Source organism: Bacteroidales bacterium (assembly GCA_031275285.1).
In the GTDB taxonomy this organism is placed as follows: domain Bacteria; phylum Bacteroidota; class Bacteroidia; order Bacteroidales; family UBA4181; genus JAIRLS01.
The window spans coordinates 1-19,096 of record JAISOY010000089.1 but is presented as its reverse complement, the minus strand read 5'-3'; the positions used below and the strand labels follow the sequence as shown (position 1 = coordinate 19,096).

The following is a 19,096-nucleotide window of genomic DNA, read 5'->3' as shown; positions in this document are numbered from 1 at the left end:
ATTTAAATAGCGTAAAAAAAATGTTTTTTTTATCTCAATTAACGAAAAATGGCTGAAAAGTTTCAAATTGATAGTTTAGACCGGAAGATATTATCCATGATTTGTGTGAATGCACGTGTTCCTTTTCTTGAAGTTGCCCGTGAATGTGGAATCTCAGGTGCTGCGGTACATCAACGGATGCAACGTCTGACAAGGCTTGGCATTGTCAAAGGATCAGAATTTATTCTTGATCCCAAGATCATGGGATACCATACCTGTGCTTTTATGGGAATATATCTTGAAAAAGCAAGTATGTTCAAGTCTGTTGTTGAACAGTTGAACGTAATTCCTGAAATAACAGAATGTCATTATACTACCGGGAATTACTCTATTTTTATCAAGGTATATGCTCATGATAACGAGCACCTGAAATATATTCTGGTAGATAAGCTTCAGGCTATCCAGGGAATTTCACGTACTGAAACTTTAATCTCGTTGGAACAAAGCTTTATACGGCAAATTCCCGTATATCCTTCAGAATGAGTTATATTGAAGTAATTTGTTCGTTGACGGAAGAACATCGATCGGAAACATCGGCGGATATTGTTGTAGCCTTACTTTCCGAATTCGGTTTTGAGAGTTTTGAAACTTCCGGAGAAGAAGTCAAGGCATATATCAGGGAAATATCTTTTGACAAGGCTCTCTTTTCAGAATGGCTCGAAGAACATCGAATGCTGATCGATTCTGTTGATATCAACCAGATCAAACAGGAAAACTGGAATCTGGTCTGGGAAAGTAATTTCCCTATGACTGTCATCCGTGACCGGTGTGTCGTATTTGCCCCGTTTCATACAAATGTCCCCGATCTGGAATATAAAATAAACATTCTTCCCCAAATGTCTTTCGGGACAGGACATCATGAAACGACGTCATTGATGATTGAGTTAATGCTGGATATGGATGTGAAAGGGAAAAAAGTGCTGGATATGGGTAGCGGGACAGGAATTCTGGCCATTTTAGCATCAATGAAAGAAGCCGGGCAGATAATGGCTGTTGATATCGACGAGTGGGCTTATAAAAATGCCATTGAAAATTGTGAACGTAATGCCATTACGAATATTAAAATAGAGCTAGGCGATTCCGGGATTTTATCCGGAAATTCCTTTGATCTTATCTTGGCAAATATCAACCGAAATATTTTGATGAACGACATTCATATCTATGCGGGATGCATACAAGATAAGGGGATGTTACAGGTCAGCGGATTTTATACGGCTGATTTACCGGATATTATCGATGAAGCAAAAAGAAATGGCTTGAAATATGTAAGGCATGTAACAAAAAAAGACTGGGTAGCGGCACAGTTCATAAAATAAACAAGTTCCATATTTATATTTTAAAACAAAATTGACAAAAATCAGTTGATTATATCAGCTATTTATTTACTTTTACCCATCAATCTAATCAAACAAATAACGATTATCATGAATTTTCCTGACAATTTGAAGTACACCCGTGAGCATGAATGGATACGTATAGAAGGTGATGAAGCTGTTATAGGCATTACTGATTACGCACAGAAAGAATTAGGCGATATTGTTTTTGTAGACATCGATACCGAAGGAGAAACGCTGTCTGTAGGTGAAAAATTCGGAACGGTAGAAGCTGTAAAGACTGTCTCAGACTTATATATGCCTGTTGCCGGAACTATTCTTGCCGTCAATGCTGAGCTGGAAGGGACTCCTGAAACTGTAAATAAGTCACCTTATAACGATGGTTGGATGATTCGTATTAAAATATCCCAGCCTGGGGACCTGGATAACCTTCTTACTCCGGAAGATTATCAGGCACACATCGAGTCCTGATCTTTTTGGATAAAACAAACAAACCCGGCATAAAACTTGCCGGGTTTTTGTTATATAAATAAAATATACTTTACTTTGAATAAAAGTATTTGTTAAGCGGATGAAAAATATAGTTTTTATAGGTGTTCTTTTATATGGGATCTTCATTCAGGGAAACCTGATACTCCAAGGTCAGGATTATAAAAATTTTGAAATCAGTCTATTAACCGCAGATCCAGGGAAAGAATTGTTTACATCATGGGGGCATAGTGCTATACGCGTAAGAGATGCGGTTTCCGGATACGATGCAGTATTCAATTATGGTATGTTTGATTTTCATGCACCTAACTTCTATAGTAATTTTGCACAAGGAAGATTAAATTATTATTTGGGGGCCTATGATTTTGATTCGTTTCTTGCATCATATGCTTATGAAAACCGGAAAATAAAGGAACAGGTCTTTGAACTTGACTCTGTACAGAAACAATTTGTCATCAATTTCCTGATAAATAATGTACAACCGGAGAACAGGTATTATCTGTATCATTTTTTTCTGGATAATTGCGCTACACGCATCCGCGACTTAATGATCCTGACATATGATGGCCTTGTCTTTCCTGAAGAAAAAGCCAATTTCACTTACCGGGAATTAATTTACCTCTATCTGGGAAACCACCCCTGGGGACGGTTCGGGATTGATATCGCATTAGGATTACCGACTGATCAGAAGACAAATATGTATGAGCAAATGTTTTTACCGGATTATTTATTTGATGCATTTGCCGAAGCAAAATATAATGGAAAGCCTATTGTTAAAACTACTCAGGATATATTTATTCCTGACAGGCCAGCCGTACAACCACCCGGATTTTTCACGCCTATGCTGGTTTGTTGTCTGATTTTAGGATTGTCCGTTTTATTTTGTTTTATAAAAAAAGGAGCAAGACTGTTCGACTTCTCACTTTTTTTCGTGGTAGGTCTTATTGGATTATTGGTCGTTTTCTTATGGTTTTTTACCGACCATACTAATACCATTAATAATCTGAATATTATATGGGCATTACCGACCCATTTGATCATGGCATTTTTTCTTCTCACCAAAAAACCAGGTATTTTTGTACAAAAATATTTCCTGGCTACAGCAATGATCGCCGTTCTTTTATTGGCTGGTTGGGTATTTTTACCACAAAAGCTTAATTCAGCAATGATTCCGTTAACTATGGCCATTGCTTTACGGGCATATTGGAACAGCAGGAAAAAATAGAGTTCCGATTCATATTAATGTTTTACCTTTGTAAAGGTAAAATAATAATATAAACCTTGATCTTAACCTTAACACATTATCTTTTAATAATCAATCATAAAAAATTATGAACATTAATGTTCTTGGTATGGGGAATGCGTTGATCGATATAGTGACGGAATTACCCAACGATAAGTTATTGACGGATCTTGCATTACGAAAAGGGAGCATGCAACTGGTCGACAGGTTATTTTCAGAAAATGCGTTATCTCAGGTACAACACCTTGAGCGTACCGAAAAATCGGGAGGCTCTGCGGCAAATACTATTTGCGGATTGGGATCTTTAGGTTTTGAAACAGCTTTTATCGGGAAAGTAGGAAATGACCGTTTAGGAGAGGTATTTCAGAACGATTTAAGGCATTATGGCGTTAAACCACTCATGCAATTCGGTACAACTGAAACAGGTGTAGCATTGACGCTGGTCAGCCGGAACGGCGAACGGACTTTTGCTACTTATCTGGGTGCTGCTGTAGAAATGGAACCGATTGATCTTAATGCTGATTTATTCCAAAATTATAGTCATTTCTACATTGAAGGATATCTGGTGCAACATCATGAGCTGATCCGAAAAGCAGTTGAATTGGCGAAAGAAAGCGGATTGGATGTGGTTCTGGATCTGGCCAGTTTTAATGTGGTGGAAGACAATCTTGACTTTTTACATTTTCTTGTGAAAGAATATGCGGATATTGTATTTGCCAACACCGAGGAAGCTAAGGCCTTTACCGGCCTGAAGGATCCTGAAAAAGCATTGAATGCAATTGCCCAGGATTGTTGGATCGCTGTCGTAAAAAGAGGAGATAAGGGCTCTATCATACAAAACGGGAAAAATGTATATCATGTTCCTGCCGAAAAAGTAAACTGTATTGATACAACAGGCGCCGGAGACCTGTATGCTTCCGGTTTTCTTTACGGGCTGTTTAATAATATGAAATTATCTTTGTGCGGAGAAATAGGTACCATCCTTGCCGGGAAGGTAATCGAGGTGATGGGGGCTAAGATACCGGATGCCGAATGGCCCGGATTAAAAGAACGGATCAAGGAAGTAACTTATAAGCAATTGTGAGATTTTCATACGACTCCTTTTTACGGTTATCAATATGAAAAAATATATTTTTACCTTGATTTTCCTGGTATTCTGCATTCGGGTCGGAGCGCAGTATACGACATTAAATGCGCATTCACATAACGATTACGAAAATGAAATCCCCTTTTGGACAGCATATAACGCATGTTTTGGTTCTATTGAGGCAGACATTTATGCGGTTGATGGGGAATTATTTGTAGCTCATAGCAGGCACGAAATCAAACCGGAACGTACTTTAGATGCTCTTTATATTGAACCGTTGAAACTTTGTTACAAGCAAAATAAAAATAAAGCATGGCCGAATTCTGATGGAAAGCTCCAATTGATGATTGATTTGAAAACTCCTTGTATACCGACTCTTGACATTTTGGTTGATAAGCTGAATAAATTTCCGGAAATATTTGATCCATCAGTTAATTCGAATGCCGTTCGGATAGTAATAACCGGTAATTCCCCCAAACCTGCCGATTTTGACAAGTATCCGTCATTCATTTGGTTTGATGGTCTTTTAAACCAAACCTATACCCCCGAACAACTGGAAAGAGTGGCTTTATACAGCATGCCATGGAGTGTAGCTAAAGGGAAAGCGATGACAACTGATGATCAGAAAAAGATCGAAAATATGATCTTTACGGTACATAAGTCAGGAAAAAAAATACGTTTTTGGGCTGCCGAGGATCATCCCGAGGCATGGCGTATGCTGATGAAATTAAAAGTAGATTTCATCAACACGGACAAAATAAACGAATTGGCGGAATTTTTAAATAATAGTCAAGAACAAATGAGCCAATCAGTGCGAAGTCGGAATGATTTATCTGAAAAACAATTTGTACAGCGATGATTATTCGTAAAGCTGAATTTGTAAAAAGTAGTTCTGCTCTAAAAGAGTGTCCGAAATCGGATATCCCTGAATATGCCTTTATCGGAAGATCCAATGTCGGTAAGTCTTCACTGATCAATATGCTCTGTATGCATGGAAGTTTGGCTAAGACATCAGGCACTCCCGGAAAAACTCGTCTGATCAATCACTTTTTGATCAACGAAAGCTGGTATCTGGTCGATCTTCCCGGTTATGGATATGCAAAAGTTTCCAAAAGCATGCGGAAGGAATTTGACAAAACATTATTTAATTACCTGACCAAAAGGGAAAACCTGTATTGTGTCTTTGTATTGATAGATTCGCGCATTCCTCCCCAGGCTAATGACCTGGAATTTATCAACCGGCTGGGAGAATTTGGAATACCTTTCTCGATAGTATTCACAAAAACAGATAAGATCAGTCAGAAGCAATTGAGTGAAAATACCAAAAGTTTCAAAGCAGAAATGTTAAAGACATGGGATGAACTGCCCGTCTTTTTTGAAACATCTTCTGTAAACAAAAACGGGAGAGAAGAAATTTTATCATTTATTGAGCATACAAATTCAGTAAATTAAGCACTCATTGCTATTTATTGTTTTCTTAAGTCGCATTGATCAAGTTAATTGCGTTCAGAAAGTATAACATTAATTGTTTTTTAATTAACTTTTTCTTCTATATTATTGGGTCAATCCTATGTCTCCGTTTTCATCAACCGTATATTTTGGCTTTTTGATTTTCAAAACATCACCCTGTTCCGAATTTTCAATGATATCATCAGATATCGAGAAAATGATATCATTGTAATCAAGGTCTGTTCCGGTATACTTGTCTTCAAAAAACAGGACAACGCTTTTACATGCTTCGGAATAAAACGTATTATGTTGGATCGCTTTAAAATTGTCGGGAGCAGCATTACCAATCTGGGCATAATTCCACAGACCCGGGTTGCTTTTATTGATATCATGATCCATGAATATTGGCTGCGCCCATGCACTCGAACTTATTTCAACCCTGTTATTCTGAGATACCCATCCGTTCTGGACCAGGAAAAATACTACACGGTCTCCTTTTTTGAATTTACCGTCGGATGTGTTATAGTTTTGAATTTGCCATGTGCCTTGTGGAACGACTCCGGATGTGATATTGTCAAATAATCCGTATTTATCCCTGTTAAATACTTTTACCGTAACGGATGTTGTATACAATTCACCTTCTTTGTTGATATAATTGTCATAATAATCTTTATTACTCATAGGATTAAGTGTCCCGTTTCCATCCACGGATGGAACTACAAAGAATCCGAGTGCGTTTTTATAACCGGCTCCGGACCATATAAAACTGATAAACAATTTTGTGTCTTCAAGAACTTCCACCTCATTAGGAATATCATCCGGGTTGGAAAAAAGTTTATTTACAGCGTCAATATTACTGCTGAAAACGCTTTTTCCTTCAGGGAAAAATGACTGGACATTATTGAAATACTGTTTCACATCCGTACATGCATCAAACGGCGGGGGAGGAGGAGTCCCTTCATTAAATCCGATATACAATACTTTTAATCCACCTTCACCGTTAGCGACAAAAACGATGTTTCCTTTTGAAGCAATGAAATTGGCGGATATTCCTTCTTCTGCCAAAACATTATTGTTGTTGCACAGCACGATCCGGTCCTTACCTTCTACTTTCATGATATCGTACCAGCAAATGCCTTTTTCTCCATTGGCCACCAACAACATGTCGGAAGAAACTTCCGATCCCTGTAGGTTTTTCTTTTTATCGCTGTTCATGGCAACGCTGTTGGTAACATGCTTCTCCAGATCTTCCTGTCCGGGACAGGATAACCTGTCAATAACGGCTCCGTTCTCATCCAACATTCTTACGCCACTTTCATTTTCTGCTGCAAAAAGATAACCATTCCACGCCAGGATTTCCGATTTGGCATATTTCTGTTGCGCTTCAGTATCCATTCTGTATATCTGGGTTTCATTGTTTCCATCCGGATCATACATGGTGACGCGTGCTGGTTCAGCCTGCATCAGGAAAACATGGGTGCCTGTTGCGTCCACTGAACGTGCATGATCCTTGTTTTCAATGAATTTAATCAGGGAATTATCAGTTGCACTAAAAATATAAAGACCTCCGTTTGTTCCTTCCGTACCATCACCTGTAGTAATGTATACCCTGTCATTAGATACACGTATAGATGTACCGTCAAAAGATGTCAGTTGAGTAATGGTTAAAGGGTCCTGATTTTTAAATTTATATGCAGCATCTAATTCCATCACCGCATAAAAAGCCGGATTATCATCTCCCTTATATCCGAATTCAGGATCGATTGTCGAACCTGTTATGAATAATTTCCCCTGGAAATAATCAACAGCGGAAATATCGGCATTGGGCATTTCTACAATTGATACGGCAGAAACGTCAGCTTTGATATCATCCAGCGATTGAGCCATAGAAAGCGTGATCTTATAAACCACCACCCCGCCGCCATAAAGACCTTTTGCTGTATTGTATGATACAAATGCATATTGCGCATCATCCGTAATTTTTACATGGGTGGCTTGTGTGGTCTTGCCGTTCACGACCAAAGTCGCTGCCTTCCCAACCAGTTTTAGCCGGTAATCAAACCCTCTTAATCCGTCTGTTTCGCTTTCCGGATCCGATTTCAATGAAGACCTTTTCCTGTCTGATGAGAAATCAGATTCTGTAGACATTCCTTCCGGAAATTCATTTGCCGAAACAAATTTCATATCCGGGTCATTATTGACAATAATGCTACCATTCTTCAGGATAAAAGTGGCATCGTCTTTTTTACCCGAGTCGTCATTATCTTTGTTGCAACCTGAAATCCAAGTACCCAACAGGATAATTAAAATCCAACTAAACCTTTTCATATTTGATAATTATACATTATTATATAAACAACGATCGGCAAATATAATTGTTTTGTTTTTAACGCTTATCGTCTGTTTTTTTGACGAACAGTTTATTTTTGATGACTAATACATTTTTTCAAGTGTTTCAACAATCTTATCCAAAGCTTGTTTCAAAGGCTTTGAGATAAACATTTGCATCATAGGGTTCACATTTAATTTGGTGGTTAATTTAACCCTGGTATCTCCGGCAGATGCCGCCTTCAACTGAACCCATAAAAATATGTTCTCTGTCTGTGGATTCTCTATGGAAAATTTTACCAGATTAAAAGGATTTTTTTCAACAATCAGAAATTTCAAATCTCCGATTCCATCTATGGTAAAACCGCAGGAATCAGCGTCCGACTGCCAGTTTTTCACTTTTTCATTACTGGCCAGTTCCCGGAAATTGTCGCAATTGGATATAAAAGAATAAATATGTTCTTCGTTATTTTTTAATTGCCCTATTTTACTTTCTATTTTAACCTCCATCAGTATCAATTAATCATCAAAAACTATATCCTGTAATAAACTTTAAGCGTAGTTTTGAGTAATTTATCAAAAAAAGCTTTTCTTATGCTGTTGTAAAACAAAGAATTATTTATAAAAGGCAACTTTTCACATTTTGAAATAGTTGCCTTTTATGATATATCATTCTCAGGTATTCATTCCTCCACAAACATTGATCACTTGTCCTGTGACATATGCTGAAAGTTCAGATGCAAGGAATAAAGTCACATTGGCCACATCTTCGGGTGTTCCGCCACGATGAAGCGGGATCTTGTCATACCAGCCTTTACGGACCTCTTCCGGAAGAACGCCTGTCATCTCAGTTTCAATGAAACCCGGAGCAATAGCATTGCTACGAATTCCACGGGTACCAAATTCTTTTGCAATAGATTTGGTAAAACCTATGATGCCTGCTTTGGATGCAGAATAATTAGCCTGATTGGCATTACCAGAAACACCTACAACAGAACTCATATTAATGATACTTCCTGAACCCTGTTTCCACATAACCGGCTGCACGGCTTTTGTAAAATTGAATACCGATTTCAGATTGACGGCTATAACCATATCCCACTGTTCCTCAGTCATACGTTTCAGGGCTCCGTCTTTTGTAATTCCGGCATTGTTGACAAGAATATCAATTCTTCCGAAATCATTTGCAATCTCTGCAACTATTTTTTGTGTTTCCTCAAAATTAGCAGCGTTAGATGCATAAGCTTTGGCTTTAATCCCCATTGCTTTCAGTTCTGACTCTACAGCTTTAGCATTATCGTCGTATACCAAATCTGTGATAGCCACGTTGGCCCCTTCAGAAGCAAGTTTCATGGCAATGGACTTACCTATGCCGCGCGCTGCTCCCGTAACAATCGCTGTTTTTCCTTCTAACAATTTCATTTGTGTTTATTATTATAAAAAATACGTTTCAAATTTGGTGGTAAATTTAATGGAAAATTTAAGAATTTCAATATGCTTCGTGTATCCTTTATTCATTCAGTGGTTTAGGATATTTGTCCCGGAGGATAAATTCTTTCGGTAAATTCAATAAAGTAAAATGTTATTTTTGTATCATGAATCAACAATTATATTCGTCTAAATTACTTGAGAATGTAGTCAACGAATTCTCCAGGTTGCCGGGAATAGGTAAAAAGACCGCGTTACGGATGGCACTGTATCTTTTGAAGCAGGAAACGGAATCGGTCAGACAGTTCGGGGAGGCAGTGATACAATTGCGTAGCGAGATCACCTATTGCAAACACTGTCTTAATCTTTCAGATTCCGATGTTTGCGATATTTGTTCCAATCCTCGCCGTGACCATTCTATGGTTTGTGTGGTGGAAAGTATCCGTGATGTAATGTCTATTGAAAATACCATGCAGTATCAGGGAGTTTATCATGTCCTGGGAGGTGTGATTTCTCCAATGGACGGAATAGGACCTTCCGATCTGACCATTGATTCACTGGAAAATAAGGTCAAAGAGAATGAAATATCCGAAATCATCCTGGCACTCAGTACAACCATGGAAGGCGATACGACTAATTTTTATATCTACCGTAAACTGAAAGACTTTCCTGTTAAAATTTCAACCCTGGCAAGAGGCGTATCCATCGGAGATGAACTGGAATATGCCGATCAGGTAACTTTAGGACGGTCCATTATCAATCGCCAGCCTTTTGAAGATATGTTCAACAGAAACACCTAAACTATCAGCATATGATCAATGAATATTTGATCAATCCCAGAAGTATAGCCGTTGTGGGCGGATCCAACCATATCGGGAAAGTAGGAGGACGTTTACTAAAGAATATCCTTGATGGCGGATATAAAGGAAGTTTATATGTCGTTAATACCCGGGAAGATGAGGTGCAGGGGATAAAGAGTTATCACTCCGTAGCATCCCTTCCTGAAACGGATCTGGCTGTATTGGCCATTCCTGCCGATGCCTGCGTAGCGTCCATCAAAACACTGGCATATGAAAAGAAAACTAGGGCGTTTATTGTTATTTCTGCTGGATTCAGTGAAACAGGTAACGAAGGAGCCTTGCTCGAACAACAAATGGTCGATATTGTCAATGATGTAAATGGCTGTTTGATTGGTCCGAATTGTACAGGGGTGATCACCCTGCATCATTCCAGTATATTTACACTTCCCGTACCTCCTTTGGATCCCTATGGATGTGACCTTATTTCCGGTTCGGGAGCAACCGCTGTGTTTATCCTTGAATCCGGAATGGCAAAAGGACTGCGGTTTGCGTCCGTCTTCTCAGTAGGCAATTCGGCCCAAACCGGAGTGGAAGATGTCCTCAGGTATTTAGATGAGAGTTTTGATCCTGAAAAGAGTTCCCGAATCAAGCTGATCTACATGGAGAGTATCAAAGATCCGGATTTATTCCTGTTCCATGCGACATCACTTATTCATAAAGGATGTCATATTGCTGCCATCAAAGCCGGAACATCTGAGGCCGGAAGCAGGGCAGCCCTGTCGCATACGGGGGCATTGGCATCTTCTGATTCGGCAGTGGAAGCTTTATTCAGAAAAGCTGGTATTGTGCGGTGTAATGGGAGAGAGGAGCTGACGATTGTTGCTGCCATTTTTACCTTGAAAGAACTGAAGGGAAAACGGTTTGCCATTATTACCCATGCGGGCGGACCTGCCGTTATGCTGACAGATGCTTTGGAGCGGGGAGGGATCAGCATTCCAGATCTCGATGGACCTGTGGCTGATGAACTAAAGAAACAACTAATGCCCGGTTCTTCCGTATCCAACCCGATCGATCTCCTTGCCACCGGGACGGCCCATCATTTGGCATTGGCTATAGATTATTGCGAATCGCGTTTTGATGGGATAGATGCTATGATGGTAATTTTTGGTACTCCCGGATTAGTCAAGATTTTTGATGCTTATGAAGTATTGGATCAAAAGATCAATGCATGTAACAAACCTATATTTCCGATATTGCCATCTGTCATCAGTGCAGGAGAAGAAGTCAAATTTTTTACGGATAAGGGACACGTTTCTTTTTCCGACGAAGTAACCTTGGGTACAGCTGTCGTAAAAGTGCTCAATACCCCCAGGCCCGATTTATCGGGTCCAGTACTGCAAGGTATAGACGTAGCCCGGATTCGCAGGACCATAGATGCAATACCTTCGGGATTTGCTTCTCCGGATAATGTCCAGCAGCTTCTCACAGCTGCAGGTATCCGGGTTGTTCCCGGTTACGTGACCGCCGATAAGGAGCAGTTAGTCGGACATGTCCGGAAAACAGGATTTCCTGTGGTCATGAAGGTCGTCGGTCCGGTACATAAGTCAGATATAGGAGGAGTCGTATTGGATATCAAAACCGAAGGACATCTGGTTTTTGAATTTGACAGGATGATGCAGTTGCCGGATGTGACAGCAGTAATGGTACAACCCATGCTTTCCGGTACCGAACTGTTTGTAGGTGCTAAGTATGAAGAACGGTTCGGACACGTTATTTTGTGCGGGTTGGGTGGTATTTTTGTCGAAGTACTAGGCGATGTTGCATCCGGCCTGGCACCACTTACCTATCGTGAAGCCCGTTCCATGATAAAATCCCTGAGGGCATATAAAATCATACAAGGCACAAGAGGCCGTAAAGGAATTGATGAACAAAAGTTTACAGAGACTATAGTCCGTTTGTCTTCCTTAGTTCGCTTTGCTACGGAAATTAAAGAACTGGACCTGAATCCATTGATGGCGACAGACCACGATATTACAGTGGTGGATGCCCGGATCAGGATTAAAAAATAACCATGCCTTATCCGTTTACTGTATCAACGTAAACCGCATACTGAACCCGAAGTTGGTATTGTAATTTTTGTATGATGTAGAAACGAACGGGGTATTGACTATCCGGTCGAAGAAAAGTGTCAGTGTAAAATTACTGCTGATGCGGTAGTCTGCAGAGAATTTAATAGATGCCACCTTCTGTCCGGCAGATACCTGTACCGGGAGGTTTGAATCTGTAATTATTCCACCATCCTCATCAACCGAATCACTTAAACGCCTGATCAATGTTTTGCTATCCCTGATAGAAAAGTCAGCGTTGAGTTTCAGGTCACTCTGCAAACGTTTCTGGTCTCCACCGAATGTCCTGATATTAAAGGCAACCTGATTGAAAATATACCCCAGCCCTATGATGTATTCGGCCATCTTGTTTTCTGTGAGTTGCAGATTGGCCAATCCCAGGGAAATATTCCGGCTCCTGCGCATTTCAAAACGTGTTGACAAGCTGTTCTGGAAGGTAAGGTCAACACCTACCAAAGGACTATATATCTCTTCAATATTTACAGAAGCCACGTCGTTCCTGGGGATAAAATTATTCTGCAGGTCCCTGGCATAAGAAGTTGCAGATGCTATATCGCCATTGTATTCCGAATTGGACGTATAACTCTGTATCTTATATATTGCCCTGTATCCATGCCGTATATTGACCGAACGAAAATACTTTTTAATGAATTCCAGGTTACTTAATCCGTCAAAATTGAGGTCCCAGTTAGGGCGTATTTTCCAGAAAGACGGAAAATCAGTCATGGATACTTTTTCAGGATCACGCCCTGTATACGCGGCATAGAAGGCCGGGATCAGGACTTGCTGGGAAGTAAGGTTGTATCCATCATAACCACCCGTTCCGTCTGCATTAGCTGAATAAGACGGGTCTTTTTCTTTCAATTCCGTAGCTCTCCGTTGAGCGATAATGTTCCTGTGTTCTTTGAACTTTTCAAATATAGCCGACCGGTATCCGTTTTTCTTGTCTGATTTTTCAAAAGAGGTACCCATCGCAACGATCGTGATGCTGTAATTTCCTGTCGTAAGCGGAGAGCGCAATTCGTCGGGATAACCTCCTGATTCCCAGATGTAGTAAGCCGACCGGTTCTCAGTATAACTTCTCAGTCCGGTCAGGGTGATGCGTATGCCCTGGAAGGGCTCAAAAACACTCCTTATACTCCAGCTATTGGTCTGGTTCATTATTACAGGCTCATTTAAAGCTTCCTCCCGGACCAGCCAGTTATTGGCTGCCGCTTTTTCCGGGAAATGTTTGTCCTGCCATCCTAAAAGAAACGGAAATCCCGGAGCAGAGCCGCTTACGCCAAACATATTGCTCGACATGTCGTATCCCGGTAACAATGTATTTCCATTTTGTGTGTATGTAATACTCAGATTTTTCACTCCCAGCAAGATCCGCACAAAATTCTGGGTGATAAAATCCACTGGATCGCCGCCTTTTTTCTCCACACTTCCCGTTACTACCAGGGATACTCCCCTCATGTCGGATGGTACCATAACAGCTACCCTGTTTTCACTGACCACCTGAATATCTGCTGAGACGGTTTTTCCCTCCGCATCTGTTATTTTTACCTCAACATCTTTGGTATTAAGGTTGTGCTGAATACTCCTGTATTCGCTTCCTTTCAGGTTCAGACTATTCCGTTCATAAGTAACGGTTTTGTATTGTTTGGGTTCCTGTGACGCCTGCCGATTTCTTTGCGGTTGGGTGATCGTCCTGAAATAAGGGACTTTATTATACAATGTGGAAAAATTCAAAGTTCCGCTGAGTGAGATGGCATTCCTGTTGCTGATCGTATTGCCGGGATTAAATGAGGTATCGGCAGAAATAGGCGCAACGCCCCACATATACTCGCCTGTGTAACTGGCTGTTGAGCTGACCCAGTCGAGAAGGGGCAGTTTATTGATGGGGATGATATAGCTTGCGGAGAGGGTATGGTTATAATCGGTAATTCGTCCCCCTCTGCGTATATTGTGCCAGACCGAATCTTTCCACAACTCGTATTCATCTTTCATATGACGGTCAACCACTCCTACAGGCTCGTCGATCCGCGCCATATTGGCGGCAGAAAAATCGAATTTAAGGGATCTGGATAAATCCCATTGCAGCATGAAGTTACGATCCCACAACCAGTTTTTGTCAACCATCGGATCCATGATTAATCCGGGATTGTCAATATTACGGCTCCGCTCTTCCACATAAGTACGTTTCATACCTGTACCCAGAGAAATACGATTGGGTTTCAGGTTGAAATTAAAGTCACGGATAATACGGAATATCGGATTACTTAAAAATGTTACCTTTTCAAATGGGGCAACGGTAAAGGGTACTGTTGAGTAATCATAAATGATTCCTCCCGAATAATTTTTTTCCAGGCCTTTCTCAGTGGTGACATTTCGCCTGAATGTTTCATAATAGGCGTAATTGAACGTAAAGTTAGAGAAATTCCAGAATCTGGGCTTTTCATGTATGGTATTTACCCTTACATTGGTCAGGTTAAAACTTTTCCGTTCGGTATAATCCTGTGCCAGTTTTTTCAGTGAATCCTGTTCGCTTCTGGAAAGGACGGCCAGGGCGTCCTTCATCTTCACATCCGGGTTGGTTGGATCATATTCAGGGGTAACGAAGCTTTCCGCATATCCCACATATAAAGGTATCTGCACATTTAACCTTTCAGGAAACAATTTCCCCAACTCGATATTGGCCGATACATCGTATTGATTGCGTTCTTCATGGGAACGATCATTAATTTTCGAATCGATCCCGCCGAAACCGGGCTGGATGGTCTCACCTGAGATAGCGATGGTAGCCAGGTCTGCCACACGGACAGCCAAACGGGCATTAGCTGCCCATCCTCCTTTCTGGTCTACATTGGATAACCGGAATTCGTTCACCCATACTTCCGCAGAACGGGTTTCTCCCGTTTGTTTGGAATCAGATGAATACCGCAATCCGATCATTACTACTTTTACGTTCGCCAGGTTAGGATTACCACATACATAGTACTTTTTACCATCCCCGGCGTCATAAGGGTATACCGTGTTGATCGTTACCGAGGAGCCGGACCTTCGCATGGCATCATTACGCATCTGCTTCAGATCCGGTAAAAATGTCAGGTCAATACCCATGTGGTTTTCTTCCGGCCAGACATCCCTGTCCGTATATCCGGCCATATCCAGGGGTGTTAATTTTAAGGGTATTTCGTATTCATAGAAATTGTTGCGGTAATCTGTCCCGATCCTCACAAATACACTCATATCATTGTCCTGCAATGACGGATAGTCCCTGATGGCTTCCGCATGCACTTCCATCTCTATACTTTTGTACCGGCGCATATCATAGGATACATTCCGGTAAACCGCTCTGGCATCGCCATTGGTCAGTTCTTTTACCCGCAATACCATCGATTGTTCATTCAATTGTTGCATTTCACGGGTCGTCTGGTCTACAGCCCGGTCAAATCCCGGAGGTACCATATAAGGAATAGGTTGCCGGTATGCATTTTCTTCGATATTGACCGAAGCTACTTCAAATGTGGCCGTGGGAGACTGGGGAGTCGATGTCCCAGGAGTAGCAGGCTGGAAGGATTGATTGTATTGCCGCCATTCTCCGCGTACCAGTTCCAGCCGTGCAAAACGAAGGATAATGGAATCCTCGCAATTGGTCAGGAACATACGCATGAAACGGATGGTTTTAAATTCCTGTATCCCTCCGACAGCTTTCTCATACTCACTCAGGGGAACCCGGAACTGGTACCATGTTGCAGAAGGTACTCTTACTCCTCCGATGATGGTAGAATCATTCGTCACCTTATCCACGATAAAGTTTTTTCCTACTTCCAGCTGCTCACGACGTATCTGTACCTTATATTGAAAATAACTTTCCGTTTCGCTCATGGTATTGTCGCGGTTGATATCTTCCTCATTCGGCAGGCTGGAATTGGAGAAATCATTGTTGGATGAGTTCCCTTCCAATCCGTTGTAATATTTGTAACGGGTGAGGATATCCGCCTGGGCCTGGTCCCACTCTCCTCCTCTCGGATAACGGAAATTATCGCTCGATGGGTCTCTCCATACGGTCTGAAATGGTTCCGGGTCGAGGATTCTTTCTAATCCATCAACAAAAGGATAAAAAAAGCGGCGTTCCCGTGCATCTCCCATCCCGTCCAAACCTACATCCTGATAGGTGCGGTTCTCGTTATCAAACGAGTGGACAATCGGTTGTATTTTAGGTACGTATCCCCAGTTGGTGGAATCTACCATACTTAAATCTCCATTGACCGGTAAACCCTGTTCTGCCGATTTACGGGCATCCTTCAATATGTCTTCCGAAATATTTCCCAGGTTAAAATATAGGTCGGCCCCACTCAGCTGCTTCTGCGGATCCTCCACGAAAGGATCCATCATCCAGAACTCGATATACTGTATGTTGTTCGATTCGAAATCACTGGGTTGCACTTCCCGTGTCATCCCACCCCAGCGATTTTTAGGATCCCTTAATGTTCCATCCGGATTCACATTTTGGAAATCGTAATTATAAGGACCGCGTTCACGGGGATAATAAGCCACGTTCAGGACTGCTATATTGGTAGGTTTCCCTACAATATGCTCCCTCTTTTTGAAAATGTCTTCTTCATAGATCGCCCTTACAAAGTTGCTGGAAATATATTTTCCCGGATTCTGACGGATATAATCAGGGGTAGTGGAAGAGTTCATATAACCTTCTGCTACGAACAGCGGGTCAATGGTATACCATGCCAGACGCGCCCGGTTTTTCCCTATTTCCAGGTCATTATTGAGTGTAGACTCATGGAACATTGTCCCCCCCCTTATATTATTGTCCCCTTGGGGGATACTGGACAGGTGCCAGGCGGCAAAAGCCCTTAGATCATAGGGCGTCTGACTACTTTCAAAGTCATCGATGTAAGCGGAACCCCGGTTCATGACGCCTTTGGATTTTCCGGGAAGCAACTGTGCAAATTCACCAGTGAAGTCGAGGCTTGAAGGGGCCTTGGTCTGTATTAGCGGAAGCTTATCCACCCAGGAAGTAAGGAAAGGAAGTTCCGTATTATAATTCCAGTTGAGTCCCAGCATGGTATTGGACAAGGGTTCGTCTCCCATATTTACCTTTTGTGTCAATGGCCTTTCGGTCAAACGAAGTACCGTAGCCCCAATATTGAAATTGTCTGAAAAACGGTAATTCAGATGGGTACCTAACAGGGTTTTCTGTTGCATCGCAAACAGGGCATTGCTTTCTACACTCACCCTGATGGGGGTTCCTGATTCCAGCAGACCTGTATTTAGTATTTTTACACGCCCCATGTTATAGTCAACCGTATAATCCACATTTTCCACCAACCGTGTTCCGGCTGCGGTGACCACTACAGACCCTTCCGGGATATTCATGGCATTCAGGATCACCTCCGAACCACCTTCCGAGCTATATCTTCCCCGCAACAGGAATTTATTCAGTTCCGCTATTTCACGTGCTTTGGTCAATGTTGAATCGTATAGTTCCTGGTACACATACTTATCTATCTTTGAGTCCGGGAGACCTTTTTGCTTGAGATGATTCCGAAGCGTACTTCCAAATGGTTCCAATACAGGGAAAATAATTTTTCCATTGCCGGAATTGATGGTCACTCCTTCCACAAAGTCAAATGCTCCGTCCGGATAGGCATCCAATTGGGAATTCAACCGGTCGAGTCCCATAATGCGCAACAAAATATCTTTACTCACAGCATCTTCCGGAATATAATTGATATCATTTCCCGATCGATCGTCAGCATACAGTACATTCATTTGAAAATCATTCTGTTCCAGGTTGTATGCTGTGATCGAGTAAATATTCTTCATCATCAGCTTCCATGTCGGGTATTTAGGAACAAGGGTGGTACCCTTCAATAATTTAACAACCAGTCCTCTCTCTCCTGCAATGCCTGAACTGGAAATTTCTCCGACCCTGTATGTTTTTCCCCGATAGGTATATTCATACGACACCCCCAGCACCTCATCGGCGTTAAGGGCCGTATTCAGTGAGAGATAACCCAATGTAGGATGAAAAGTAAATTCACGTTCGGTAAGCATCCGTGCTCCCTGTAGTTTTTCAAAATGAACACCTGAAGCTAGACCTTTCCCTAACCTTTCTAATTCCCCGTTTATATCCGAGTTGAAGTTGCGGACAATATCCCTTACATCTGTATATAATGTATTAAAAATCTTTGCCGTATCGTTTTGCGGAAGTTGTTCCGTACTGCAATTTCCCCCGACACAAAATCGATTATTGTATATATGTGTGGATTCGCCTAAGTCCATAAAAGCCACCATGTTACGTCTGTTTTCGGTGGAATTGGTACGGTTGGTCACCCATACTTCGACACGTGTGATCGTGACTCCTGAAGTAATGGTGGGTATATTTCTCAAAGCCTGTTCGTAATGATCGCGGAAATAATGCGACAGGAAAAAATGCTTGTTGGCGTCGTATTCATCGGCAGCCAGTTCAAAATCATTGATTTGTGATCCGCCCTTGATCTCGATGGTGGAAGTCTGTCCTTTTTGTTGTGAGACCACAGCCGTGACGGATAAATTGCCGAATTTCAGATCCGTCTTCAAACCGAACAAGCTCTGGCTTCCGGTAATCAAAGAACCCGGTAAGGGCAACGACACATTCCCGGCTTCTATTTTCTGGATGATCTCATCTTCTTTTCCTTCATACGCCAACTTGGTCTCATTTTCAAAGTCGAAAGAAGCCTGGGTATTATAGTTGATTCCCAGCCGCATTTTATCGCCGATAC

General features: G+C 41.5%; 13 protein-coding genes. 9 read left to right on the top strand and 4 right to left on the bottom strand.

Translation table 11 applies throughout. The features are described from left to right. Window positions 1-48: 48 nt before the first annotated feature. The 7 genes from LBQ60_09600 to yihA all read left to right on the top strand — a co-directional run bounded on the left by LBQ60_09600 (window position 49) and on the right by yihA (window position 5,644). Entirely contained in the window at window positions 49-522 is a 474-nt protein-coding gene (locus LBQ60_09600) for an Lrp/AsnC ligand binding domain-containing protein (protein MDR2038165.1), read from the top strand. Beyond that, complete coding sequence (gene prmA / locus LBQ60_09595) at window positions 519-1,355, top strand: 50S ribosomal protein L11 methyltransferase (GenBank protein ID MDR2038164.1); 837 nt, start codon at window positions 519-521, stop codon at window positions 1,353-1,355. The genes LBQ60_09600 and prmA overlap by 4 nt, the downstream gene beginning before the upstream one ends. A 108-nt stretch (window positions 1,356-1,463) precedes the next feature. Next, window positions 1,464-1,844 carry a glycine cleavage system protein GcvH gene (gene gcvH, locus LBQ60_09590; GenBank protein ID MDR2038163.1) on the top strand — a complete coding sequence of 127 codons (381 nt, stop codon included), beginning with the start codon at window positions 1,464-1,466 and terminating at the stop codon, window positions 1,842-1,844. A gap of 100 nt (window positions 1,845-1,944) precedes the next feature. Then, the gene (locus LBQ60_09585; protein ID MDR2038162.1) at window positions 1,945-3,087 is read left to right on the top strand and encodes a DUF4105 domain-containing protein; all 1,143 of its coding nucleotides are present in this window, start codon (window positions 1,945-1,947) and stop codon (window positions 3,085-3,087) included. Between the two features lie 106 nt (window positions 3,088-3,193). Next, the gene (locus LBQ60_09580) at window positions 3,194-4,189 is read left to right on the top strand and encodes an adenosine kinase (GenBank protein MDR2038161.1); all 996 of its coding nucleotides are present in this window, start codon (window positions 3,194-3,196) and stop codon (window positions 4,187-4,189) included. A 34-nt stretch (window positions 4,190-4,223) separates the two neighbouring features. Then, complete coding sequence (locus LBQ60_09575) at window positions 4,224-5,051, top strand: phosphatidylinositol-specific phospholipase C/glycerophosphodiester phosphodiesterase family protein (GenBank protein ID MDR2038160.1); 828 nt, start codon at window positions 4,224-4,226, stop codon at window positions 5,049-5,051. Then, entirely contained in the window at window positions 5,048-5,644 is a 597-nt protein-coding gene (yihA, locus tag LBQ60_09570; GenBank protein ID MDR2038159.1) for a ribosome biogenesis GTP-binding protein YihA/YsxC, read from the top strand. The genes LBQ60_09575 and yihA overlap by 4 nt, the downstream gene beginning before the upstream one ends. 102 nt (window positions 5,645-5,746) lie before the next feature. On the opposite strand, the gene LBQ60_09565 is transcribed toward yihA, so the two are convergent. The 3 genes from LBQ60_09565 to fabG form a co-directional block, all read right to left on the bottom strand. Beyond that, window positions 5,747-7,969, bottom strand: a complete 2,223-nt coding sequence (locus tag LBQ60_09565; protein MDR2038158.1) for a DUF4114 domain-containing protein — start codon at window positions 7,967-7,969, stop codon at window positions 5,747-5,749. Between the two features lie 105 nt (window positions 7,970-8,074). Next, entirely contained in the window at window positions 8,075-8,479 is a 405-nt protein-coding gene (locus LBQ60_09560; GenBank protein MDR2038157.1) for a hypothetical protein, read from the bottom strand. 165 nt (window positions 8,480-8,644) lie between these two features. Beyond that, entirely contained in the window at window positions 8,645-9,391 is a 747-nt protein-coding gene (fabG, locus tag LBQ60_09555) for a 3-oxoacyl-[acyl-carrier-protein] reductase (protein ID MDR2038156.1), read from the bottom strand. Between the two features lie 173 nt (window positions 9,392-9,564). On the opposite strand from fabG, the gene recR reads away from it, so the two are divergent. Continuing rightward, a complete protein-coding gene (gene recR, locus LBQ60_09550; protein ID MDR2038155.1) occupies window positions 9,565-10,197 on the top strand; it encodes a recombination mediator RecR in 633 nt (210 codons plus the stop codon). A gap of 11 nt (window positions 10,198-10,208) precedes the next feature. Next, the gene (locus tag LBQ60_09545) at window positions 10,209-12,266 is read left to right on the top strand and encodes an acetate--CoA ligase family protein (protein ID MDR2038154.1); all 2,058 of its coding nucleotides are present in this window, start codon (window positions 10,209-10,211) and stop codon (window positions 12,264-12,266) included. Between the two features lie 15 nt (window positions 12,267-12,281). Here the strand turns inward: LBQ60_09545 and sprA are convergent, their stop codons facing one another. Next, the gene (sprA, locus tag LBQ60_09540) at window positions 12,282-19,082 is read right to left on the bottom strand and encodes a cell surface protein SprA (protein ID MDR2038153.1); all 6,801 of its coding nucleotides are present in this window, start codon (window positions 19,080-19,082) and stop codon (window positions 12,282-12,284) included. Window positions 19,083-19,096: the final 14 nt, after the last annotated feature.